The sequence below is a fragment of the Shewanella avicenniae genome (assembly GCF_017354945.1).
Taxonomy (GTDB): Bacteria; Pseudomonadota; Gammaproteobacteria; order Enterobacterales; family Shewanellaceae; genus Shewanella; species Shewanella avicenniae.
The window spans coordinates 1,274,939-1,299,915 of sequence record NZ_CP071503.1 but is presented as its reverse complement, the minus strand read 5'-3'; the positions used below and the strand labels follow the sequence as shown (position 1 = coordinate 1,299,915).

Here is a 24,977-nt window from a genome sequence, read left to right as displayed (position 1 = left end):
CTTAGTTCTCATTCACGTGGTAATAGATACGGTTCGTTGTCAAACCGCCACCGAGGCTAATAGTCCCTGTATATTGACCATTTTCTCTCTCGCCCTTTCCAACACCGATCAGATAAGCTTGAGCTTCCTCTCCCTCATCAGGTTCAGGGATAACAATCTGGGGAGTATCAGGAACACGTTGTCCAAGTTCATAGTAAATTTGACTATAGCTCCTCGTGCCTCGATGAAGATCAAATACATAGAGTCGCCCCTCTCCTGCAGAATAGCCACATACACCAGCGTCGTAATCTGGTGTTGCATTCACTGGAGGAATAAACGAGGTAAAATGAACTTGTCCATTAAAAATGAGGGAGGCTGATAGCGTCTTCTCACCAGCAACCGAATAATCAAAGTACCAGCCTCGTTTTTCACCAAACAAAATATACTCATTTTCACTACTAGGTGCAGCTGAACTTACGTTGTACAGATTATCGATTGTTAGAGCAGACGGAATAGAATTTACTGTGCCGTCGAAATTTTTACTAACAACATTTCTGTCTTGAAAAACATAGAACATATCATTTGTTGTGACATCGAGAGGATGCGTTCTGTTGCCAGTTCCTATTGTCACAGCATCATAAGGAATGGTTTGATAACTATTAGTGGTAACGCCATCTACTGTCTCTGAACTTATATTAGAAAACTGTGTCTGAGCCACCGTTGGTTCAGCAAAGAACATTCTGGCATTAGCATCAGTACCGCCAACAGAAGCAAACTTAAATATTGTCCACTTTGTATTATCCGTTCCGGCTAAGTCCATACGCCATATGTTTCCTGAAATATCAGAAGCATAAACGCGATCAGTTATCCCATCGTTATTACTATCCAAGATTGCTACTCGATTCGGAACACTATCCAATCCAGAAGTAGTGAAAGACCTTACTAAGTTGCCAGTAAAAGCATCGGCGATGTAAATTGCTTGACCGTTTGCAGTTGCAGAAGGATAGCCTCCGCCGAAAATCAGCACTGTACCTTCATAACCAGGAATTTTAGTCACCACAGGTTCCGACCAAGTTTGCCCAAGGTCTTCATATCCCGTGGTAGAAGGAGTAATCGTCCATCCAAATTTTGGAGCATCAGGGCTTGAAATATCTAGTGCGTAATAAGATGACCCACCTCGACGCATTCCTAAATATACCCAAGCCTTAGTTACTGCACCTGACGTAGAAGTCTCAACATATGAAATTGGAGATAAATCCATACCGTAAACACTATGTTGACCGGTTGAGTCATCAGTCCTTAACGTAGGTACGTTACTTACAAGTTCTGATGGAATAAAAGCCCAAGATTCTGAAACAGATCCTACGGAAAAGTCCTTACTACCCGAATCAGAATCTTTAAACATATGTACCAACCCTTGGTTGGTGCCAAGAATAATTCGAACATCTAAGTTCGTTGTCGATGGGCCGAAATTGATGGCTAACGGTTTGGAATGAAGCGGATCGCCCATAATATCTTCACGTGCGTCTGAAATATTACCGTCACGATCTTCATCATCAACATCCACACCATAAATCCAGTTCCTATAAGGTGTGACACCGGTACTATCTATCCCCCCTCCCAATGCCACTGCTAAGTCGGAGTCGGAAACATCACTTAGTGGAATTAGTGAGTCACCACTATTGGTGAAGATGACTCGGTCGGTAAGTGCATCACGAAGCGCAGGTAGCACACCACCAGATTTGACCTTATTACCATCTGTATTGTTTTGAGGACAGGAGTTCCAAAAGGTACAGGTTGTGGTGGCAATGTTACCATCGGAGTCAACTACTCCTAATTCTCCGTCAGGGCCAACCAACTCACCCTTAGAATTAACTTTGAGTTTTTTAAGGTTACCGCTCCAACGAGGCCCACTGCCTGGCAAAAACATGGCAAAATACGCAGAGTTATAGGTTTGTGTTTTGTCAAAATTATTACTTGCAATACTTGGAGATGTAAATGACAAATCAACACTCAAAATTGACTTCAACGTATTATCTATCGCATCAACCAGATCTAAACCCGTATGTGCCCTGTAATAACCCGTGGAGATGCCATTAGTGTCAACTGTTTCGTTTCCACCGCGTAACGCAGCTTCATTAAGAATTTTTGCAGCCCTATCGGCACCATCAGAAAATCCAATCGTGTAAAGCCTTACATTCTGCTTATTGTCATTTCCTTCTGAATCCGTAGGCCCGACTACAACGTCATTATTGAACATATATGCAGCAAGAGCCGGCATATAGCTTTCTTCTTCTACCTCGTCATCATTGATAAAGGTCACTGGCGAATAATCGGCATCAACTTTAGCACCAGAAATGAGTTCTGAAATTTGCCCATCAGCAGCTTTATCTAAGGTTGGAGCACCATCCGTGATATAAATAATATAAGCTGTATCTTCACAGGTTTTAAATGGAGAAATATAAGGTCCATCACCAAAAACATTTGGAGGACTGTTCGCTACATAACCTTCGACATGTCCATTGCCTGTACCACTCGGATTTACATCATCGTTGCCAAACTCTACTGACCCGCCGCTAAAATACTTATAAGCTTCATACAAAGTCTCACATAATGGCGTGTTAGTCTGAGCAGGCATTCCATTTATTAAAGAGGTTAAAGCTGTCTTATTGGTCGACGTCATTTCATGCATGTCATAAATAATTCGACCACCGTCTGCGTCATTTTCTGCTGGATAATTGAGATTGAAAACAGCTAACGCGGCATCGATCGGTATTGCCAGCGTATCTAATGCTGAAGTTAATGCGGCTTTCGCGACATCCAAACGCGTACCTGTGCCACCACTTGACTGACCTGCTTCTGTCGTAGTCACCCACTTATACCAAACTAAGTAATGCGCAGTGTAAAGCGTTACGGGCGGTTCCTTACCAAATTCGGTGTTGTCTAAACTGAATTTTGCATCGGTGTCTGAAGCACCAGTTGTATACATTTTTGCTGTGTTTACTGGATAACCATCAGCAAATGGGGTAGCTGTTTTCCCCTGCCTATCACTGCCAGGATTTTTTGGGTCTTTATTTATGATATCTTCAAAACAATCAACAATATCATTATCGTTAAAACCATTATTATTTGCTAATGGCTCCCATCGATTTTTATTAAACTCTCTAAAGTAACCAGTGTAACGGCCTTTTTCCTCCAACGTTTTTTTAGCTGTATTACAGTTATTATTATTTAAATAAAAACGACGAGCATCATTTGGATCATCTGGCGTGGGTGCTAGGCTTGTATTATCGATTCCACCCGCATTCCAATAGATCCCCTTTTCATTAATATACCCTGAGTAACTATTTAAATACGTTTCAAATCCTTCAGGATAATTACAAACTTCAGCTGCTTTTTCCTCCGCTGAACAATAGGTACTGATCGCGTTTTCATCTTCAGTCGACATACTGCCTGAGTTATCAAAGATGAATAATATTTGCGGACGCTTTCCGACTCTAACTGTAGAATCAATCACATAGAGTTCAGTATCATCAGCGAAAGAAGTCGCAGCCGACACTAACAGCGTGGCAATTGCAGATATGGAAACTGTTAACAATTTTACTGTATTCATAGTCTAGTTACCTGTTAGCACTTGCTGTTCAACACCTGTGGCAACTTCAATAATGCCCAAATCATTTTTGCCATAAGCCGCACGACTTCTAATTTCAATCCTCTTGCAACTTACAAGATTGGTCGACATCGCGTTACTTGTACGTTGGCACCCTACGTCTCTTACGGCGTCGCTGGGCATAGGAGAGACTGTTAATGAATCCTCTTCAGAGGGAAGCGTTGGCATAGTCAACTGTGGCGTTTCATCAGATGCGGTAGATTCCGACGAAAGATTTGCAAACGCTGCACCTGAATTCTTGTTTATAACAAACATCATTCGACCATCGGCAATAGCCTTCGCCTCAATTCTTTCGGAACCAGCTCCAGCCATTCGGAGTGACTGACCTGCGTTCATTGCTAATGCAACGCCAATGAAAGTCATAATGACTAAAAGAATCAATGCAAAAAATAACACTACACCTGATTGTCGTTTTTTATTTTTCATATCAATTCCTAATTAAAACGGGGTTTTCCAACATTACTGTTGTTGCTAACACTTTGCGGCGAAAATGGTCATCAAATGGCCCAACCGTTTTATCACCCAATTGATATGTAATATCGTTTGTGTAGCTCGGGTCTTGTTCAATCGTGCGGACAAGTAGAAAAATTTTAACGGCTACGATTCGTTGAAACGATTGATTGTCCCACATCATATTAGTTACGTTGGCAACAGGAAGAAAACTTTCAGCGGCATCATCCCCGTCCTCATCATAACCATACAAAATCCGCATATTTTCTATACCTTCGACCAGTTGGTCTTCGATGTTCATTCCTGACGAAGACAAAGCTTTTCGCGATAAAACAGGGATCTCATTTAAAGTTTGCAGATAGTAAATATGGTGCTGATATCCCCAAACTCGACTATTAGTTAGCAGTAAATTAGCATCCGATGGAACATTCGCACTAGCCCCATAAAACCAAATCTGACTCGAATTCGTTGCAACGTTATATCCAGCAGATACACCTGCAGGACCGACAAGTCGTTTTATTTGTATAACGTCTGTACCATCTATTGCATCTAGCGCTGTACTTCCGCAAGTTATGGAACCACTTACGCCGGCCTCATAGCCCCAAACTCGTCGAAAATGAGCTGACTCTGTATTTGGCAATGTTGCATTATTTTGACCGGCACCTACACAATCGTCCGAAATGGCTCCAACAATAGTTGTGTTGGAATCAATGATAAAATCGGTTCCTGTTACATCACCAAAAAAACCAAGTTGTTCAATATCTTGAGAAATAATAGCTAAAGCTAGACGTCCATTTTCCTGTAATTGATTGTACTGTCCTGTAGTCGTTACATTGGTCGCGGACATACTGAACATTGCAAAGACGCCCAACGTCAAAAACAAACTGATAACCATCGCGACCATCAGTTCGACAAGAGAAAAGCCATTTTTGCCGATTAACTTCATGCTCATCCCTGCTCTATTACTGATGTAAGTACAAACAAACGTCGCTTTTTACCCAAACTCGTACCACATGTAGAGTCGTTAATGGAGGTTCCAGCAGTTTCTTGAATACCTTTCCATGCGATTGCGATGGTAACGTTCCTGTCAGTTCCTACAGTAATACAGGCCGAAGTGGAATCTAACCCGCCCACAGATGTACTAGAGGATGTAAGTTCTGCATCACCAGAGAAAAGCCAGCGCCACTGATAGATATCCCAAATTCTCATATCTGCAGATGAACAACTTGCTCCAGACACATCGCAAACAGTTGGCTCGGTGTCACCAGAAGCAAGAGGACCGTAAGTTCCAGCATAGTTAGCAAGCTCGGTCTTGTTGAGTTTCATTCTATGAAGAATGTCATTGGCCAGAAACGCGGCTGTGGTTTGCTGAAACGACTCGAAGCTCGAGCGCTTAGCGACGATGTGTAAATTGAAAATACCGATCAGGCCGATCACTAAGATAACCAGCGCTACCATGACCTCGATGAGAGAGAATCCTGCTCTCTTTACTTTAGACAATGTCAAATCTCCGGCGACTGCCAAAACCTCGACAGAAAATGTTGTTAAATTTCTGCCAGTTACCATAAGGTATAAGTTGTATAATAGATAAACATCCGCAGATTGGCTAGTAACAAACGTATAGCAAAACCCATATCATTTATGCTGTTTTGCCATATCAATTCAGAGGCGAAGACAAACGTTTAGCTTGTTCTCATCAGTTGTTTATTTAAATTCAACATCTTGAATACTTTTCAATCACATTTTGAGTAACTTTGTAAAGATGATTTAGCTATATCGCAACAATAAAAAAACCGGATTTCTCCGGTCTTTTTTTAGAAAAATTTAGATTAATTGAGCGATGCAGGGTCGACGGTCTGAATATATTGACGCAATTCCTCAAAAACGAGGTCGTCACCTGCGGTGAATAATGGGTCATCAACTAAACGCTCACTGCACATGGCCGAGACATTTTGCCAATCTTCAGCGGTCATGGTTTTTTCTAGCAATGGAAAAACGTTTTGCTCTTCAAATCGCAAATGCTCTTCCTGCATGGTGACGTAGTCTTTAAGCTCTTCGACCAGTTTGTCTTTTGCAACCACAATATCATTCAAGATCAAATTCAATGTCGCAGCCAACGCTGAAGAGGAATCGACTAACTTCTGGTGCTCAGTACTGAGTCGCTGTGCTGAATCTTGTCGCGCAAACCTTTCGAGATAGTATTCGTACACAATATCTTCTAACGGATGATGGCTATGCTCAGTGTAGCCTTGCATGTATTCGACAACGTCACGAACGAGGGCAAAATTCACAGTCTCCCCATCAGCAAGCTTTTGATACTTTCCTTTAAGCAGATTGAGCAGTACAGCAATGTGCTTATGATCGTTTTGCAACCTTTGCAGCATAGGGCTCTCCATTGTAAGGGGCCGTTAACTGGTTAAATTTTAGTTAACGCACGCAGACTTCGCTCAATGTTAGCGATTGAATAAAGATAAATACATGATGATGATCAAGGAAATTTATACCCGTCCGCCGTTATTGAGCAGATTTTTCGAGGTTAATTCAATCTAGCTAACTATAGCGCCAATTGTCGATGATGCCACCCTCGCAGATTGCTTGAGTTACGATGACAATGATAGCCTAAACACTAGTTCACTGATTTCACAAACTATATGACGTTATCTCGTTGGGTTGGCGCCCATGTCAGTGCGCAGGGAGGTGTGGCTAATGCCCCCATCAACGCAGCCAATATCGGTGCCACCGCTTTTGCACTTTTCACCAAAAATCAACGCCGGTGGATGGCATCACCGCTAACCGCCAAAGAGATCGATACTTTTAAACAAAATTGTGTCGCGTATGGCTTCAGCCCTGCACAAATTTTGCCTCACGACAGTTACTTAATTAATTTAGGTCACCCAGAGCCTGAATTATTGGCAAAATCGCGTGAGGCATTTGTAGACGAGATGCAGCGCTGTGAGCAACTTGGCCTGACCTTGCTCAATTTCCATCCCGGCAGCCATTTACGTAAGATTCCTGAGGCATTGTGTCTACGTAATATCGCTGATTCGATTAACGTTGCGCTCGACCAAACGCAAGGTGTTACGGCCGTTATTGAAAATACCGCAGGACAGGGCTCGAATTTAGGCCATCAATTTGAGCAGTTAGCACAGATTATTGAGCACGTAGAAGATAAAGCCCGCGTTGGGATCTGCCTTGATACCTGCCATATGTTTGCCGCAGGCTACGACATTCGCACCACTGACGCTTGCGAGGCTAGCTTTAACCTCTTCGATACAGTCGTTGGTTATCAATTCTTAAAAGGCATGCATCTGAATGATTGCAAAAGCGCATTTGGCAGTCGTGTTGACCGACATGATTCGCTGGGTTTTGGCAGCATCGGCAAAACGGCGTTTGAATTTATTATGCAGCACCCTGCAACCACGCACATCCCATTGATTCTTGAAACCGTTAGGCCGGAGATTTGGCCTGATGAGATCCGCTGGTTACAAAGTCATAGTCGTTAAGATCACAAACATGGAACAGATGAAAAAGGACTCAACCGAGTCCTTTTTACTATTCACTCATCACACGATCAAAGCGTTGCCAGCATATGTGCTTTTAATGCGGCAAAATCGGCAGGTAACTCGGCAGATAATATCGCTTTATCTGCTACATCTGCCAATGCCTGAGGCAAAGGCAAATCCGTGCCAAGCTCACGATCAACCACATCTTTAAACTTGGCAGGATGCGCTGTAGCGAGGAAGATACCGCGCTCATCATCCTTCATCGTCAAGTTCAAGGCTTCGGCGGCAATCGCCGCGTGTGGCTCAGACTGATAGCCCAACCCGAGCAGCGAACTCATCGATTGTTGGGTTTGTGATTCAGACAGGGCAACACCAGTTAAATCGGTTAATGGCCATTTCATTTCAGCAAAAATGGCTTCAACACGCGGCCAGTTTGATGGTTCAGCAACATCCATCGCATTCGACATGGTGGCAACCGTGTGGCGTGGTGCCCAATCGCCAAAACTCAAGTAACGTGGCACTGTGTCGTTACTGTTAGTGGCAGCGACAAAGCGCTTAACCGGCAGTCCCATCGCCTTGGCGAACAAGCCGGCTGTTAGGTTGCCGAAGTTACCACTTGGCACGCAAATTACTGGATCGTCTTGATATTGCTGACGATAACGGGTTACCGCTTCAAAGTAATAACACACTTGTGCAAGCAATCGACTGATATTGATGGAGTTAGCCGAGTTCAAATGCAAGCCATCGCGCACCTCTGGATCTTCAAACGCTTGTTTCACCAGCGTTTGGCAATCATCAAAGTCAGACTGGACAGCGACGGTATGGATGTTATCACCGAGCGTAGTGAACATTTTTTCCTGCAGCTCACTGATCTTACCTTTTGGATAAAGCACCATCACTTGCACTTTATCTAAGCCAAAAAATGCATCCGCCACGGCGGCGCCAGTGTCACCCGATGTTGCGGTCAAAATCGTAATTTTGTCATCGCCACCGAGTGCATTGAGGCATTGCGCCATAAAACGTGCACCAAAATCTTTAAAGGCTAACGTTGGACCGTGAAACAACTCCAAGCAGCTGCGGCGGTCGTCCACTTGCACCAAAGGCAGGGCAAAGTTAAATGCCTTTTCCACCAGTTCATCGACCAATGGTTGACCTAATTCATCGGCTAACCATGCGCCGAGAATCACTTTACAGCGGTCAACAAATGGCAAGGCGAGTAATGCTTCGACATTATCTAACCGCGGAATTTTAGTAGGAAAGAACAAGCCACGGTCCATGCCTAAACCGAGTTTTACTGCTTCAGTAAAGTTAACCCGTTGGGCAGGATGTTTTAAGTTATACAGTTCCATAATGCTTCATTGCCTTTAAAAAGTTGTAATACATCAATCAACAGCCAAGACGCGGGTACCTTGAGCGTCCAGTCGGCAAATATGTGAGAAGCCACCAGCTTCCGTTAAATAATGCTGTTGAAGCCATTGATTGGCCGCAGTTGCAGTCGCTAAATCATCCGTCACACTGAACAGTGTTGGGCCGCTGCCTGAAATCCCTGTGGTGAGCATCCCCAGATCAGCGAGTGCCTGCTTGGCATCGTTAAATCCCGGGATAGCGGCGGCACGATATGGCTCAGCGAGGACATCTTTGAGCACAGCTAACGCAAGTGGCGCGTCGTGCTTATAACTGGCGTGGACAAACGCACTCAAGTTCTTACCAAACTCAATCGCTACCGACTTGTCATATTGTGCTGGCATCAATGCACGCATTTTCGCCGTTGACAGTGAAATGCCAGGGTAAGCGACTACCCAATACCATTCATCAAACGCGGGAATGCTTTCACAAATACGCCCAGGCAGATCTAACATCAACTGCATCCCGCCAAGATAACACGGTGCGACGTTGTCATAATGAATTGAGCCACTGATCCGCCCTTCAAACTCGCCCATAAGTGCCAGCAACGGCTGCGGCTCACAAGGTCGGTCAAATTGCTCATTTAAGGCAAATAATGCTGCAACTACCGAGCTGGCGCTAGAGCCGAGACCTGAACCCACTGGTAAGTTTTTGCTGAGACTGAGTTTAACACCGCTGTTTATGGCGAATTTTTCCATAAAAAATTCAGCACATTGGTAAACGATATTCTCTTTTGGGTCAGCAGGCAGCTTATGTGCCCACTCACCCATTTGTTCGAACACCACGCCAGCATCTAGCGCTTCAATCGTGACTGTGTCGCCCAGCAAACTCCCGTCAACTGGTGCAAGTGCAGCCCCTAACAAATCAAAGCCTACGCCTACGTTCCCCATTGAGGCGGGCGCGTAAACAGTCAACGCACCGGAACTCATAGATCTACCTCTCTAGTCCAATTCAACGTACGCAGTAAGTCAGCGAAAACACCCGCTGCGGTAACAGCGGTGCCCGCACCATAGCCGCGCAGAACAAATGGAATTGGTTGATAATATTGGCTGTAAAACGCTAGGGCGTTTTCACCATCTTTTACTTTAAACAATGGGTCATCTTCACCCACTGCACGAATGCCAACGCTGCAGCCTTCATCAGAGATCTCACCGACATAACGTAGCGTTTTACCCTCGGCTTTTGCCTGCTTCACTTTATCCGCCATCCAGCTATCAGCCTCGGCAAGACGCGCCATAAAATCGTTCACATTGCCACTGCTATCAAAATCCGCTGGCAATACAGGCTCAACATGGATGTCACTCAACTCCAAAGGCATACCAGCTTCACGCGCCACAATTAACACCTTACGCGCAACATCCATTCCGCTTAAATCATCACGCGGATCGGGTTCAGTAAAACATTTGTCACGCGCAATCGCTGTAGCTTCAGAGAGACTCATCCCCTCGTCCAACATTCCAAAAATGTAGGACAGCGAACCCGATAAAATCCCTTTAAATGACTTCAATTTGTCGCCAGCATACATTAGCTTTTTCAGGTTATCGATGACCGGCAAACCGGCACCAACGTTGGTTTCATAAAGGAATTGTCGGCGCTGCGATAGTGCGGTCTTACGTAATTTACGGTAAAACGCCAAATCACTGGTATTGGCCTTTTTATTTGGAGTAACCACATGGAAGCCGGCATTCATAATGTCTGGGTACGCAGCAGCCACCTTTTCAGATGAGGTACAATCCACCAACACAGGATTGAGCAACTGCTGTTCACGCCCCCAAGCCAACAGCGCATCTAAATCAAACGCCTTGTCACATGCCGCCAACGCATCACGCCAATTGGCTAAATCGATACCGCCCGCATCAAGCAACATGGTGTTGGAATTGGCAATGCCACAAACACGGATGGTAATGTTCTGCTTTTTAAGAAACTCGGTTTGCTTGGCGATCTGTTCGAGTAACCCAGCACCGATATTGCCAGAGCCTACAAGGAACAAGTCCAGATATTGCTGCACATCGAAGAAGCCCTGATGGCAGGCCGCGATCGCATTATTGATTTTACGCTGCTCAATCACCGCGGAGATAGAACGCTCAGACGATCCCTGTGCGATTGCGATGATATTGACGCTAGCCTGTGCCAACGCTTGGAAAAACTTAGCCGCTGCACCTTTATAGGTGCGCATGCCATCACCGATCAACGAGATGATCGACAGTTGATGACGCATAACGATCGGCTCAAGTAGCTCGCTTTTGAGTTCTAATTCAAACTCTTGCTCCATCGCCCACTTTGCTTTAGCGGCATCGGCAGATGGCACACAGAAACTGATGCTGTATTCACTTGAACTCTGAGTAATAAGCGTGACAGAAACACCAGTACGCGCGATAGCGCCTAAAATCCGCGAAGCCATCCCCACCATACCCTTCATGCCTGGGCCAGAGACATCCACCATGGTTTGGTTATCAAGGTTTGAAATCGCCTTAACTTGCAGTCCGGTTTGATCTGGGCTGCTTGATACCAAAGTGCCGGGTGCTTGCGGATTAAAACTGTTTTTGATGTAGCAAGGGATTTGGAACTGAGCGATAGGCGCAATCGTTTTGGGATGCAATACCTTAGCGCCAAAATAGGACAGTTCCATCGCTTCTTGATAACTCAGTTGCGACAACAGCTTAGCATCGCTCACAATCCGAGGATCGGTGTTATATACACCGTCCACATCAGTCCAGATTTCGCAACTGCTTGCATCCAAACAAGCAGCTAAAACGGCGGCAGAATAATCGGAGCCATTACGCCCCAAAGTGACCACTTTGCCTTCGGCATTTGCCGCAGTAAAACCAGGCATCACCCATACACGCTTATCATCTAAATTCAATAACGAGAAACGTGGTTTACTGACATTGATATCAACGACGGATTCCGCTGGCGTGCCATGCGCCAAAAACAGAGAACGCGGATCTAACAGGCCAGACGTCAGCCCTTTAAACTCCATCACCTTGATCATCAGCGCTGAAGATAAACGTTCACCAGCAACGACAACTTCAGCACGCACTGTCTCTGGGCATTCACCTAACAGCACGATACCGTCAAGCTTGGATTTCCATTCTTTGACTTGCGATGCCAACTTACTCTCAAGCGCGGCTTGTGCGGCTTCGTCTTGCATCTGTGCAAACGCGTCTCCATAAAGCTTGAAGAAAACCGCTTCCACGTTAGCAAGCGCTGCGGCAACATCACCCTTTTCGAGCGCGCATTCCACCATTGCCAGAAGGCCATTGGTCACTGTAGCTGGCGCAGACAATACCACTGCGATGCTCTCTTCCTTTGCAGACTCAGCTACAATGTCGGCGGCCATTTCAAATCGTTGCCAATTAGCTAACGATGTACCACCAAACTTCATCACCTTCATCGTTTCTCTCCTACGTTACCGCCGCCCCAAAAACAAAAAAGCCCGCTTCTACTGGAAGGCGGGCTTTACTTTATTCACTAAACTCAGGGTATATCAGCCCGCCCCCACACCTGTAATGGTTGTGGTGGTAATAATGTTGGTAATAACCACGGCTGACATCATCATCGATAAAAACCTATACAATCCTGAATTTGTTAACAGTATGTGTGCATTTTTGCTGGCAACAAGAATTGCTTTTTTTAGGGTTAGTTGTCAAGGAGTTTTTCAAGGGATTTAATAAGAAAAAACCGACTAATGTGAAAATGTGGCAATCGGTAGTCAATATTATTCAATTATGTCTAAATTGCGCATTTTTGTTAACTTCGACAATCACCGCCCCAATTAGCTGCTGTTTTTTAACAAATCCGCATAAACACTGTGCAGTAGTTTGCAGATGTACACAACGGCTGTCGCCAGTCTCAAAAAAGCGCGTTATGATGCCGCGATATCTTCAACGGGAGGCGATATGCAAATCACCCAAAACAGCGCGGTCACCATTCATTACCGTTTGACCGACACCCAAGGCAAATTAATTGAAAGTTCATTCGATGCTGACCCTATGGTTTACCTGCATGGCATGGGCAACCTAATTCCTGGTTTAGAAAATGCGCTGGAAGGCAAAACCTCTGGCGAAAAATTAGACGTCACCATCGACTGTGAACAAGCATATGGTCCTTACCACGATGGTCTGCGTCAAGAAGTGCCGTTAGAAGCGTTTGGCGATATTCAAGATATCGTGCCAGGCATGCGCTTTATTGCAGAAACCGAAATGGGCCAGCGTCCAGTGCAAGTCACTGAAGTGCGTGATAACACGGTAGTGGTTGATGGTAACCACCCATTAGCGGGCCAGTCACTGGTATTCAGTGTTGAAGTGATGGACGTGCGTGAAGCCACAGCTGAAGAGCTGGCACACGGTCATATTCACGCTCATGGTCACAGCCATGAAGGCGGATGTTGTGGCGGCCACGATCATGGTGACGAAGGTTGCTGTGGTGGTCACGGACATGATCACGGTGATGAAGGTTGCTGCGGCGGCCATGGTCATGGTGAAAAGAAAGAAGGTTGTGACGGTAACGGCGGCTGTGGTTGCCACGGCTAACCTTTTCGCAAACCTGATAAAAAAGAGCCTCGATAGGCTCTTTTTTATTTCTGGTAATCGTTGGTGTGGTCGTCGCCCGTTACTTTAATAGTTGATTGATGCGCTGACGCAGTTCTGGCGACATGTTCTTCAAGTAATTGGAACAGCGGGTAATTGTCGCAATACTGACTTCATAGTCAGCGGCAATTTGACGTTGGCTCAGTTCGCCATCCAACAACAACTGAAACACTCTGAGCCTTCCAGCCACGGCTTGACGTTCATCTTCAGTAAGTAACAACTCAAATAAACAAATTAAGTTTTCCTCACTTTCCATCGCAATAATTTTATTGAGCACTTGCTGCCAATCTGGACGCATAACAACACCGTATTCACGTAACAGTACACGACGACAGTTTACCTGTTTTTTTATGGATATGAAGTTGTTATTTTTGACAGGCAACAGTTCTCCCCATCCGCTTATGACCGCAGTCATGCCGCCATGGCACATAAGCGTTTAAATGTTGAGCAAATGATGTTTTGGTTACGGCAAAATGCCGCGAGTTAGCTAATACTTGAATAAGAAACGAGCGAAGAAAATGAAGGAGGAATTGCGAAGTTCTGAGGGGTTCATAGCGATTTATCCACTCAAATATGGCGGGTTATTTCGCTGCTGGCAAGCACTTTTACCATACTTAAACAAAAGGTGTTTAACAGCTCAAAATTTTGAACTAATCGTTCTTAAGAACCCAATAAAGGTGATTTACTTCACAAATATACTCAGCATAATTGGTAGTCTGGAACTGTGGAAACGAAAGAGGGTTGAACAATATGCTTAAAATCACCAGCAAAGAATTCAATGTTACCGATGCAATCCGCAACCGTATTGAAAGCCGTTTGGAGAAGCTTAATCGCCACGATGTAGATCTTATTAATCCCCACATCATTATCATTACCGATGGCCCAATGTTTAAAATTGAGTCTTCAATCAAACTCACGAATGGGCAACTCTTTGCTCAAGCAAAACATCAAAACTTGTATACCGCGATTAACGCACTAGGGCAAAAGCTGGAAAAGCAACTCAACCGAGTTACCCATAAGTCAACAAAACGCACTGTGATAAATTTTGTTGAAGAACCTGCGTATTCAGAAGAGGAATACGCTGCTTAAGGCGAAATCAGGGCGCATTTTAATGCGCCCTTTGGCTATTTAAATAAAATTTGATTGACACCTATATCGCTTCACTTTAGTTTTAACCACCATGAACTACATAAATTTCTCGTTTTTTACTTTCTTTTTTACACCTCACACCTAGGGGCGGCGGTAACGTGTAAAAACGAAAGTGAAAATTACCAAGCCTCCCAACTGGGAGGCTTTTTCGTATATAGAACAGTATTCGTAGTACAAAGAGGTAGGCATGAAAAAAGCACCGCAACTCAATCAGCTCAGAGAGCTCATCACCAGTTTGGACAATGAACTGCTCACGTTACTGTCTAAGCGTCGTATGTTGAGTATTGAAGTTGCGCGGAGCAAAGAGTCGGATATTCGCCCTATTCGCGACACTACGCGCGAAAAAGAACTGCTTGCAAGATTAGTGCAGCAAGGGCGTGACCAAGGCCTAGACGCGCATTATGTGCTAAGCCTTTACCACACCATTATCGAAGACTCGGTTCTCAACCAACAAGCCTATCTGCAAGGTCAAGCAAACCCAGAGAATCGAAAACATCGTACGTCAGTGGCTTATCTCGGCGCACGCGGCTCATACTCATTCTTGGCGGCAACGCGTTACTGCCAACGCCGCCAAATTGAAATGCAAGATATCGGTTGTGCCAGCTTTGATGAAATCGCCAATGCGGTAGAGTCTGGCCATGCCGACTTTGGCTTTTTACCCATCGAAAATACGTCGTCAGGCTCAATTAATGAAGTGTTTGATTTGCTGCAACACACTAACTTAGCCATCGTAGGTGAAACAACTATCGATGTTGGCCATTGTTTATTGGCGAAGCCTGATAGCAAATTAGAAGACATTAAAACGCTCTACGCCCATCCACAACCGATCAGCCAATGTAGCCGGTATCTAGCCCAAAATGGCCACTACAAACTGCAATACTGTTCATCAAGTGCCGAAGCCATGGAGCAAGTCCAACATGGTGATCATACTGTTGCAGCGATTGGTAGTGCCGAAGGTGGTGCGCTCTATGGGCTAGATTCGCTGGAAGAAGGCTTAGCCAATCAAAAGGTCAATCGTACTCGCTTTATCGTTGTCGCCAGAAAAGCGATCGATGTTCCTGAACAAGTGCCGGCCAAAACCACCCTGATTATGGCGACAGGACAAAAGCCAGGGGCACTGGTCGACACCTTGTTAGTGCTTAAGGCGCATAACATCAATATGAGCAAACTTGAATCTCGTCCAATTGCTGGCACGCCATGGGAAGAGATGTTTTATCTTGATGTCGATGCCAACATAGCCTCCACCAATATGCAACGCGCTTTAAAAGAGCTAGAACGGATTGCGCGTTTTATTAAGGTACTGGGATGTTATGCCAGTGAAACAGTGCAACCTACACGGCTCGAACCAGGCCAACTGCTGATTGAACCTGATAGTTCTAAGCGCGCAAAACAACAAACCGCCCCGAAAGCTGACGCCCGCCATTCACGCCGGTTTAAGTCAACCATCACTGAAGTACGTATTGGCCAAACGCTGGTGGGGGAAAATAACTTTGCTTCGTTTGCACAAATGCCGATTGAATGGTTCAACGACAGCTTTAGCGCTCATGCTATGGCATTAAAAGAGGCAGGTTTTCAAGGCGTTATAGTCACTAACAATGACAGCAATGTAGTCGATGACAGCAAACTGACTAAACTATGCCAGCAGCTATCACAAGCGGGTTTGGAAGCCATTATCGCCATTGAACAATCACAAGAGCTTGCGGTACTGCAAGAGTATGCCAGCGCATTACTGATCCCGGGCAAACAGATGTTCAATAAGTCATTGCTGACCACATTGGGTTCATCTAGCCTGCCGGTGCTGCTGGAACGCAACACCATGGCCAGCGAAAGCGAGTGGCTTGCTAGTGCTGAGATATTCTTGCAAGCGGGGAACCAACAGCTGATTTTGTGTGAATCTGGTGTGCGTAATTTCAATCACCCTGAAGCGCTCGCCGTTGACCTGACCTCGCTAGTGAATATTCGCCAGCAAAGTCATCTGCCAGTCATTGTTAACCTGAGTTATTCTGGAGCAAATCGTGAAGCCTTAGCAATTGCTGCCAGCAAGCTGTGTGCAAGCGGTGTGGTACTCGATGCACTGGATGATATTGAAACCAGTCAAACCCTATTGCCAGAGCTTTATCAGTTAAGAAGCTAAGTAGATTTCATAGACCAGAAACAACAAAGCCCCATGAATTTATGGGGCTTTGTTTTAGAAAAAGAAGCATGGCTACACTTCAATACCGTCTGCTAAGCTCAACCAGCCTTTAAACACCCGATAACTGAACCAGATAACACCGAGCGCGAAAAAAGTCAGACTCAGCCAACCAATGTTACTCCAGTAACCCAATGCGCATAATGCCAGCAGCCCTAAAATGCTGTGGCGCTGCCAACGAAGATGTCTTCCCATCAAGGATACGGCTGTAAATTGCTTTTGATTAAGGTTGATGGCTAAGCTCAGCACCACAGGTAAAAGAAATAGCGGAAATGCGCACATCAACGCATAGAGAAAATGTCCAATGGAGCGGTCTTCGGCATGAATGGCATGGGAAGGAGTTCCGGTCATATTCATTCTCCAGTTAACTTCAGGACGTAACAGAACCTACGGCATAACTTAAACATACGTGGAGAATTACCGTTCTGCAATAATAAAACTGCAATAAAAGCGCATTTTCAGCGTTCTTGAAATGTGACCCAGTTCAAATATCGATATTGGGGTCAAATTTGATGAAAACGGTGGTTCACACCATCGCAAACCACACAGATTGAGTGATAAAACTCGCGGGTAAGAATATCACCACGAGCGTCTAAAATGGCGCCAACGCTATGTGAACATCTGACTGGGCATAACTAGAACACGCGAGCACCATGCCCTCGGCTATCTCGTCTTCTGTCAGTGTTTGAGTGCTGCTAGACGCAACTTCGCCCTGAACAACTTTGCATTTACACGAACCACACACTCCAGAGCGACAGGCTGCAATGATTGGCAGTTTTAACGCAACTAAACCGTCCAATAACGTTTTATCGGCTGATAGCGTAGTGCTCTCGGATGCCGCCGTTAACTGGTAACTACCATTGCTAGACGGCAGTGTCGTTTGAATCGCCTGAGCAAAATCCTCGCTGTGATAATGCGACATGTCAAAACCACTGAATGCAAACACCTCACGCGCAGCATCCATAAAACGCTGCGGACCACAAACAAAAACGGTGCGTTGCTGATAATCAGGTACCAGCTCGGTCAGTAATTCAGCATCAAAACGACGCGATTGCATATTGTCCGCTAATGAAGACCGATCGCTAACGTGTTGAATCAAATAATTAAGCTTTAGACCAGCATAACGCTGCGCCATCGCGTTGAGGCTATCGGCAAAGATAACATCATTCACGCTACTGGCACTGTGAATAAACGCGATATCCGCGTTGGCACCCAAGGTATCAGTGAGGAAACGGCTCATTGAATACATGGGCGTCACGCCACAACCCGCACTGAGCAACAGATAACGTTCAGCGGGCAAATCGCCAATATTAAACGCACCGAAGGGCCCTGACGCTCGAATACTATGGCCAGGCTTCAGGTGGTCGATAAGGTAGTTAGATACACGGCCACCCGCCACTCGTTTAATCGTCACCATCAACGAGTGTGGTCGCGAAGGCGACGACGAAATTGTGTACGAACGATGAAACATCTCATCAGCAATCTCGAGATGAAACGTCACGAATTGTCCGGGCTTAAAGATAAACTTTAGTGGCTCAGGAGCCCTAAATCGAAAGCTCACCACATCATGCGTTTCTTGCCAACGCGCTTCGCAAATCAACCGCAACTCACCTTGTTGCCAGGTTGGGGCGTGCAGATGTTCAGTGACAGAGACAGAATCAGGGTTGGATGTCATTAATGAAATACCTCTTCTTCACAACGTCGAAGAACGCCACTACCCATTGTTCAACAATAAGCAGTGGCCGTCGGTAACTTAAGCGGCACCGAGAATGGTGCTGAGATCAGCTTCAACACTGCTAACATTGCGCAAGCCGAATTTATCTTCTAACACCTTGAGTAAATTAGGCGTCAAGAACGCTGGCGGCGTAGGTCCAGTGCGAATGTTTTTCACTCCGAGTGATAACAAGGTCAGCAGGATCACAATGGCTTTTTGTTCAAACCACGACAACACAAGACTCAGCGGCAGCTCATTAACTTCACATTCAAAGACTTCTGACAGCGCCAGTGCCAGTTGAATCGCCGAATAGGCATCGTTGCACTGACCAATATCCAATAACCGCGGAATGCCGTTAATATCGCCAAACTCCAACTTATTGAATTTGTACTTGCCGCAACCTAAGGTGAGGATCACGCTATCTTGCGGTGCCGCTTTGGCAAAGTCAGTAAAATAGCTGCGCTCATTCTTATCACCATCACAACCACCAACCAAGAAAAAGTGACGGATACTGCCATTTTTGACATTTTCCACCACTGCTGGCGCCGCATTCATTAAGGCATTGCGGGCAAAACCAATGGTGATCATGTGTGGGATTTCATCATACTTGAAGCCATCTAACGCCAATGCTTTTGCAACTACAGCGCTGAAGTCGTCACCTTCAATGTGGGTCACGCCCGGCCAACCCACAATGCTACGAGTAAAGATACGCTCGCTATACTTGCCAACATTAGGATCTATGATGCAGTTCGATGTCATCACTACCGCGCCAGGGAAATTGGCAAACTCTTTTTGTTGGTTTTGCCAAGCACTGCCGTAGTTGCCGACGAGATGTGGATACTGTTTGAATCTTGGGTAAGCAAGCGCTGGCAACATTTCACCGTGGGTGTAGACATTGATCCCCTTGCCAGCAGTTTGTTGCAGAATAAGTTCCAAGTCCTTCATGTCGTGACCCGACACTAAGATGGCTTTGCCCGCAACTGGCTTAGTATTAACTTGCGTCGGCTCTGGATGACCAAACGCATCAGTCTCGCCCGTATCCAGCATCGCCATCACTTGGTAGTTCAGCTGGCCAATCTCCATCGCAGTTGCAAACAACTTGTCGGCATCATTACTGTCAGTGGCCAAAAAGCCCATGATTTCATGGAAACGACCAGCGACATCCGCGCTTACTTGATCCAGCACTCGCGCATGTTCCATGTACGCGGCGGCGCCTTTAAGGCCATAAAGACACAACAAGCGTAAACCAAGAATATCTTCATTAAGGTTTTCACCACGATTTGGCGCAGCTTGGGTAGCTTGTTGGAGTAATTCAGGTTTTGATGTGGCGAGTACCAGCGTCGCAGCCGCAGGGAATTCGACCGCTACAACGCCGCGTTCAGCACAGACGGCTTGATATTGTGCTTGTAAAGTATCACGCATAGCTGACGCCTGACGCGCGTAATCAATAATACGCTCGTCATCAAAGTTAACGTTGGTTAGCGTCGCGAAAAACGCTTTGGGCACAAAGGTATCGACCTCTGTGTCGATAATGCCAAACTTGCGCAACTCGGCTGCATAAGAGGAAACCCCTTGCAGCACGTAGATTAGTAAGTCTTGTAAATCTGAAGTAGATGCTAATTTGCCGCACATACCTTGGGCATAACTACAGCCTGCACCAGCCGGGGTTCTAATGGTTTGCTCACACTGAATACAATACACAGCAATCTCCTTAATCATGCTTTTAATTTACATGTTTAAAGACAGTGTAATCTCATCCTCAGCTTTAGAAACAGTGAAAGTAGTGTAACGAGAGTTGGATCAATCTTTAATACTGCATTTATTTCTAAAGAGGTATAAAAAAGGAGCCTTTTGGCTCCTCTCGACATTTGTGGTGACAGTATCAATGGGATTTCAAATCGTTCACTGATTGCAGCATCGAACGGCTTTCGTTGCGGAACTGCGGTGCTAATTCACCAAACCATTGAGATACTTCATTAAATTGCTTAATAAATGTGTCTCTGTCTTGATTTTCAATCACTTTTAATGCGTCAGTAAAATTCGCCAAGTAGTCAGAAATCACGTTAAAACTATCACGTTGAGCAAAGATGATATCGGCATATAACTCTGGATTCTGGGCAAACAGCCGCCCAACCATTGCCAGCTCGAGACGATAAATGGGCGAGCTGAACAGCAGCAAGTTTTCCATATCGACCCCTTCACGGCAAAGGTTTAGCCCGTAAACAAAGGTACAGAAATGGCGCATTGCCTGCACCAGCTGCATTGCCTTGTCATGACGTTCGGCTTCTGCCTCAACAATGCGGGCGCCCCAAATTTTGATCTGCTCTAACAGCCACTGATATTTCCCTTCACCACGGCCATGGCAAACCACTACAACTTGTTTCGCAAAACTGCCGACATCTGGGCCAAACATTGGGTGCAAGCCAACCACGGGGCCAGAATGCACGGTCATCATTGCATCTAATGGTGCTGACTTGATGGAAGTGAGATCCGCTAGGATACAATCTGCCGGTAAATTACTGAGTTTTTCCCGGATCACATCACAAGTCACACCAATCGGAACGGTGACCAGTACTAATCCAGCGTCAGCGAACAAGGTTTCAGATTGATGCCAGTCATCTTTATCAAGTGACACAACTTGGTAGCCCGACAGATTAAGCATCTGACCAAATAAGCGCCCGAGTTGACCATTACCACCGACAATGACCACTTTACCGAGATCTTCACGCACTTGTTTAAAGCCAACATCTTTTTCGTTCAAATACGATTCACGCATTAAACGGCGTAACACGTCTTCAATTAACTGAGGTTGAATACCGATAGCTTCGGCCTCTTCGCGACGCTTTGCTAGCATGGCGGCTTCTCGTTCTGGTGCATAAATGGGCAAGCCTGCACCATGTTTGACCGCACCTACTTGGGCAACCAAGTCCAAACGTTTACGCAATAAGTGCAATAATTGTTGGTCTACACCATCAATAAGATCACGTAGCTGTTCCAGCTCTTCTGTGGTCTTTTCCGTCATCAGCTGTTCCTTCTTCATTCTATTTTGTTATTTTTTTCAAAGCGTTGAGGGATGACGTCGGCTAATTTTCTGGCACCATCACACAGCAGTTGTTCTGTGGTTGGCCAATCAATACAAGCGTCAGTTACCGATACCCCATAACGCAATTCGCTAACAGGCGCATTCACACTTTGACTACCTTCATAGAGATGACTTTCCAACATTATGCCAATTATTGAAGTGTTGCCTAAAATAATCTGCTCAAAGACATCATCACACACTAACGGTTGACGACGATGGTCCTTGCTGGAGTTACCGTGACTGCAGTCAATGACCAAACGGGCAGTGAGTCCAGCCTTGTGCAGCAATGCGGCACTCTGAGCGACACTTTCTCTATCATAGTTAGGCTTACTGCCACCACGGAGGATGACATGGCCATCTGGGTTGCCGCGAGTTTGCAACAACGCCACCTGCCCGGCTTCGTTAATGCCCATGAATCTATGCTCACTGGCGGCTGACTTAAGCGCGTTAATCGCCACATCGATACTGCCATCAGTACCATTTTTAAAACCTACCGGCATAGACAAACCAGACGCCATTTCACGATGGGTTTGTGATTCGGTGGTGCGCGCACCGATGGCTGACCAACTGATCAACTCGGCAATGTACTGTGGACTGATAGGATCAAGCGCTTCGGTGGCAACAGGCAACTCGATTTCCGCCAAGAACAGCATCAGTTCACGCGCCATGCGTAAGCCTTTCTCTAAATCGAATGACTCATCCATATCGGGGTCATTAATCAAGCCTTTCCAGCCCACTGTCGTTCTTGGTTTTTCAAAGTAAACTCGCATCACGATGTAAAACTGATCTTGCAGTTCATCATGCAGCTTCTTCAGTTTTAAAGCGTATTCTTTTGCTGATGCGATGTCGTGAATTGAGCAGGGGCCGGTAATCACCAGTAACCGATTGTCACGCTTATGCACAATGTCAGAAATCGTATTACGCGCGTTGAGAATAAACTGGTGGCCTCGCTCAGATAACGGCAATTGTTGTTTGAGCGCTTCAGGAGTAACTAGCACCTTTTCTGCGTGAATACGGATATTTTCTAAATGACTTGTTTGCATAATAGGCCCCAATCATCGCCACCAATTAAATTTGAAGTGTTTGTTATGTTCGCTTGCGGAGTGTAACGATGTACTGCTACACCATTACATTGACAATGAGTTTGCACTGATAGTGAGGTGAGGTCAAGCGGAATTTATTCGATAAGAAAAACAAAAGCCCGCCATAATGGCGGGCCCTGTGCGAACACTGCGTCTATTGGGTATTGGCTTACTTAGTAGCCAGTTTTTCACGGATACGTGCAGCTTTACCTGACAGATCACGCAGGTAGTACAGCTTAGCACGACGTACGCGACCACGACGTTTAACTTCGATGCTAGAAACCAGAGGACTATGAGTCTGGAATACACGCTCTACACCTTCGCCGTTAGAGATCTTACGAACGGTGAATGCAGAGTGCAGACCACGGTTACGTTTTGCGATTACGATGCCTTCAAAAGCCTGCAGACGCTCTTTATCGCCTTCTTTAACACGTACTTGCACTACAACGGTGTCACCAGCGCCGAATGCAGGTACATCTTGTTTCATTTGCTCGTCGTTGAGCATTTTGATGATGTTGTTCATGAATTTCTCCATACTAGAAATAACTGAGCTTGACTGCGCTTAGTCCATTTGCACAACGAACCGCGCCAATAACGTCTTTTGTTCGTCAGTCAGAGCTAGATTTTCAAATAATTCTGGTCGTCGCTGCAGGGTTCTTATCAAACTCTGTTGCATACGCCAGTGTTCAATGTCTTTGTGGTTACCGCTAAGTAACACTGCTGGCACGTCAATACCATCAAGTGATTCAGGACGAGTATAGTGCGGACAATCAAGTAAACCGTCTGAGAAGGAATCCTGCTCAGCTGAGGCTTGTTTTCCTAGCACGCCAGGGACTAACCTTGATACCGCATCAATCAGCGTCATCGCTGGCAATTCACCGCCCGATAGGACGTAATCACCAATCGACCACTCTTCGTCAATCTCAGTCTGTATGATGCGTTCATCAATACCCTCGTATCGACCACACACCATAATCAACTTCGAATTTGTTGCCAGTTCAGCGACGCCTTGCTGAGTGAGCTTGCGTCCCTGAGGTGACAAATAAATCACTTTTGCCCCCTTGCCTGCGGCAGCTTTCGCTGCATGAATCGCATCACGAAGTGGCTGAACCATCATCAACATGCCAGGGCCACCACCGTATGGGCGATCATCCACTGTGCTATGCCGATCATGGGTGAAATCACGAGGATTCCAGGTATTCAATTCCAACAGGCCATTTTTCACGGCCCGACCCGTTACCCCAAAGTCTGAAATTGCTCGAAACATCTCGGGAAACAGGGTAATCACCCCTAACCACATAAGCTGTTTCCTCGACTTAGAAGTCCGGATCCCAATCCACTAATATCTGTTTAGCCGACACATCCACCGATTTGATGAACTGGTCAGTAACAAAGGGAATCAAACGTTCCGCTTTGCCGAAGCTATCTCTGGGGTTGGCTTTAACTTGTAGTACGTCATTCGATCCAGTTTCTAGCACCTGATCCACAACGCCCATGTTATAACCCTTCAGATTGACTACTTCACAGCCAATCAAATCACGCCAATAGAATTCATCTTCTGGCAGCGATTTCATTTGCTCTGCTTCGATACCTATCTCGCAATGAGTCAGTACCTGAGCTTGTTCGCGGCTTTCAACACCATCGAGTAAGGCAACAACTGCCTGACCGTGCCAACGCCACTTAAGTAGTTTAACTTCAGTCCATGCTCCCTGACGGTTTAACAACCAAGGAGAATAGTCAAAAATACCTTCAACAGATTCGGTATAGGAGGTGATTTTCACCCAGCCTTTGACACCATAAGGAGCGCCAATTTTGCCCAGTACGACTGGTTCGGGGTTACTGCTCATCGTCTATACCTTTGACCAATTAAGCAGCAGCTTTGCTAGCTTCTTTGATCAGTGACGCAACGCGGTCACTGGTAGATGCGCCAGTAGCGATCCAGTGTTGTACACGATCCAGATCAACACGCAGAGCTTCTTCTTGACCACGAGCTTGTGGGTTGAAGAAACCTACACGTTCGATGAAACGACCGTTACGAGCGTTACGGCTGTCAGCAACAACGATGTTGTAAAATGGGCGCTTTTTAGAGCCGCCACGAGATAAACGAATGGTAACCATGCGTTCTAGTTCCTCAATTGATTTGCTTACTAGCAAAATAAAAACT

General features: G+C 45.7%; 22 protein-coding genes and 1 other annotated feature. Of the genes, 4 read left to right on the top strand and 18 right to left on the bottom strand.

Features of this window, described 5'->3' with window-relative positions; genetic code table 11:
- Position 1 precedes the first annotated feature (1 nt).
- The 5 genes from JYB87_RS05750 to JYB87_RS05730 form a co-directional block, all read right to left on the bottom strand.
- Complete coding sequence (locus JYB87_RS05750) at positions 2-3,592, bottom strand: pilus assembly protein (protein ID WP_207355938.1); 3,591 nt, start codon at positions 3,590-3,592, stop codon at positions 2-4.
- 3 nt (positions 3,593-3,595) lie between these two features.
- On the bottom strand, positions 3,596-4,075 hold the full coding sequence (locus JYB87_RS05745) for a pilus assembly PilX family protein (RefSeq protein WP_207355937.1): 480 nt from the start codon (positions 4,073-4,075) through the stop codon (positions 3,596-3,598).
- A 1-nt stretch (position 4,076) separates the two neighbouring features.
- Positions 4,077-5,051, bottom strand: coding sequence for a PilW family protein (locus tag JYB87_RS05740; protein WP_407695832.1), 975 nt, complete (start codon positions 5,049-5,051; stop codon positions 4,077-4,079).
- Entirely contained in the window at positions 5,048-5,599 is a 552-nt protein-coding gene (gene pilV, locus JYB87_RS05735; RefSeq protein WP_228729954.1) for a type IV pilus modification protein PilV, read from the bottom strand. Before pilV ends, JYB87_RS05740 begins: the two co-directional genes overlap by 4 nt.
- A 329-nt stretch (positions 5,600-5,928) precedes the next feature.
- A complete protein-coding gene (locus JYB87_RS05730) occupies positions 5,929-6,483 on the bottom strand; it encodes a hemerythrin domain-containing protein (RefSeq protein ID WP_207355934.1) in 555 nt (184 codons plus the stop codon).
- A 267-nt stretch (positions 6,484-6,750) separates the two neighbouring features.
- Between JYB87_RS05730 and nfo the strand changes: the two genes are divergently transcribed.
- Positions 6,751-7,602 (top strand): deoxyribonuclease IV, encoded by an 852-nt coding sequence (gene nfo, locus JYB87_RS05725; protein WP_207355933.1) that lies wholly within the window; start codon positions 6,751-6,753, stop codon positions 7,600-7,602.
- Between the two features lie 68 nt (positions 7,603-7,670).
- Here nfo and thrC read toward each other — a convergent pair whose 3' ends face one another.
- Genes thrC through thrA form a run of 3 tightly spaced genes read right to left on the bottom strand, consistent with a single transcriptional unit; the run spans position 7,671 to position 12,400 of the window.
- Positions 7,671-8,951, bottom strand: coding sequence for a threonine synthase (thrC, locus tag JYB87_RS05720; RefSeq protein WP_207355932.1), 1,281 nt, complete (start codon positions 8,949-8,951; stop codon positions 7,671-7,673).
- Between the two features lie 33 nt (positions 8,952-8,984).
- Entirely contained in the window at positions 8,985-9,935 is a 951-nt protein-coding gene (gene thrB / locus JYB87_RS05715) for a homoserine kinase (RefSeq protein WP_207355931.1), read from the bottom strand.
- Positions 9,932-12,400 carry a bifunctional aspartate kinase/homoserine dehydrogenase I gene (gene thrA / locus JYB87_RS05710; RefSeq protein ID WP_207355930.1) on the bottom strand — a complete coding sequence of 823 codons (2,469 nt, stop codon included), beginning with the start codon at positions 12,398-12,400 and terminating at the stop codon, positions 9,932-9,934. The genes thrB and thrA overlap by 4 nt, the downstream gene beginning before the upstream one ends.
- A gap of 505 nt (positions 12,401-12,905) precedes the next feature.
- Here thrA and JYB87_RS05705 point away from each other — a divergent pair.
- Entirely contained in the window at positions 12,906-13,538 is a 633-nt protein-coding gene (locus JYB87_RS05705; protein WP_207356606.1) for an FKBP-type peptidyl-prolyl cis-trans isomerase, read from the top strand.
- A gap of 79 nt (positions 13,539-13,617) precedes the next feature.
- Here JYB87_RS05705 and trpR read toward each other — a convergent pair whose 3' ends face one another.
- Positions 13,618-13,893, bottom strand: coding sequence for a trp operon repressor (gene trpR / locus JYB87_RS05700; protein ID WP_207355929.1), 276 nt, complete (start codon positions 13,891-13,893; stop codon positions 13,618-13,620).
- A gap of 452 nt (positions 13,894-14,345) precedes the next feature.
- Here trpR and hpf point away from each other — a divergent pair, with 452 nt between their 5' ends.
- Both hpf and pheA read left to right on the top strand, forming a co-directional pair.
- Positions 14,346-14,684, top strand: a complete 339-nt coding sequence (hpf, locus tag JYB87_RS05695) for a ribosome hibernation-promoting factor, HPF/YfiA family (protein WP_207355928.1) — start codon at positions 14,346-14,348, stop codon at positions 14,682-14,684.
- 94 nt (positions 14,685-14,778) lie between these two features.
- Positions 14,779-14,897, top strand: a sequence feature (Phe leader region).
- Between the two features lie 34 nt (positions 14,898-14,931).
- Positions 14,932-16,878 (top strand): prephenate dehydratase, encoded by a 1,947-nt coding sequence (gene pheA, locus JYB87_RS05690; protein WP_207355927.1) that lies wholly within the window; start codon positions 14,932-14,934, stop codon positions 16,876-16,878.
- Positions 16,879-16,950: 72 nt separating this feature from the next.
- Here pheA and JYB87_RS05685 read toward each other — a convergent pair whose 3' ends face one another.
- The 9 genes from JYB87_RS05685 to rpsP all read right to left on the bottom strand — a co-directional run bounded on the left by JYB87_RS05685 (position 16,951) and on the right by rpsP (position 24,931).
- Positions 16,951-17,286 (bottom strand): hypothetical protein, encoded by a 336-nt coding sequence (locus JYB87_RS05685; protein WP_207355926.1) that lies wholly within the window; start codon positions 17,284-17,286, stop codon positions 16,951-16,953.
- 241 nt (positions 17,287-17,527) lie between these two features.
- Positions 17,528-18,610, bottom strand: coding sequence for a hybrid-cluster NAD(P)-dependent oxidoreductase (locus tag JYB87_RS05680; protein WP_207355925.1), 1,083 nt, complete (start codon positions 18,608-18,610; stop codon positions 17,528-17,530).
- A gap of 78 nt (positions 18,611-18,688) precedes the next feature.
- Positions 18,689-20,350, bottom strand: coding sequence for a hydroxylamine reductase (gene hcp, locus JYB87_RS05675; RefSeq protein ID WP_207355924.1), 1,662 nt, complete (start codon positions 20,348-20,350; stop codon positions 18,689-18,691).
- Between the two features lie 181 nt (positions 20,351-20,531).
- On the bottom strand, positions 20,532-21,671 hold the full coding sequence (gene tyrA, locus JYB87_RS05670; RefSeq protein ID WP_207355923.1) for a bifunctional chorismate mutase/prephenate dehydrogenase: 1,140 nt from the start codon (positions 21,669-21,671) through the stop codon (positions 20,532-20,534).
- Positions 21,672-21,685: 14 nt separating this feature from the next.
- Positions 21,686-22,774, bottom strand: coding sequence for a 3-deoxy-7-phosphoheptulonate synthase (locus tag JYB87_RS05665; RefSeq protein WP_207355922.1), 1,089 nt, complete (start codon positions 22,772-22,774; stop codon positions 21,686-21,688).
- Positions 22,775-22,982: 208 nt separating this feature from the next.
- Entirely contained in the window at positions 22,983-23,336 is a 354-nt protein-coding gene (gene rplS, locus JYB87_RS05660) for a 50S ribosomal protein L19 (RefSeq protein WP_207355921.1), read from the bottom strand.
- A 39-nt stretch (positions 23,337-23,375) separates the two neighbouring features.
- The gene (trmD, locus tag JYB87_RS05655) at positions 23,376-24,113 is read right to left on the bottom strand and encodes a tRNA (guanosine(37)-N1)-methyltransferase TrmD (RefSeq protein WP_207355920.1); all 738 of its coding nucleotides are present in this window, start codon (positions 24,111-24,113) and stop codon (positions 23,376-23,378) included.
- 16 nt (positions 24,114-24,129) lie between these two features.
- Complete coding sequence (gene rimM / locus JYB87_RS05650) at positions 24,130-24,660, bottom strand: ribosome maturation factor RimM (RefSeq protein WP_207355919.1); 531 nt, start codon at positions 24,658-24,660, stop codon at positions 24,130-24,132.
- 19 nt (positions 24,661-24,679) lie between these two features.
- On the bottom strand, positions 24,680-24,931 hold the full coding sequence (gene rpsP / locus JYB87_RS05645) for a 30S ribosomal protein S16 (protein ID WP_207355918.1): 252 nt from the start codon (positions 24,929-24,931) through the stop codon (positions 24,680-24,682).
- Positions 24,932-24,977 lie beyond the last annotated feature (46 nt).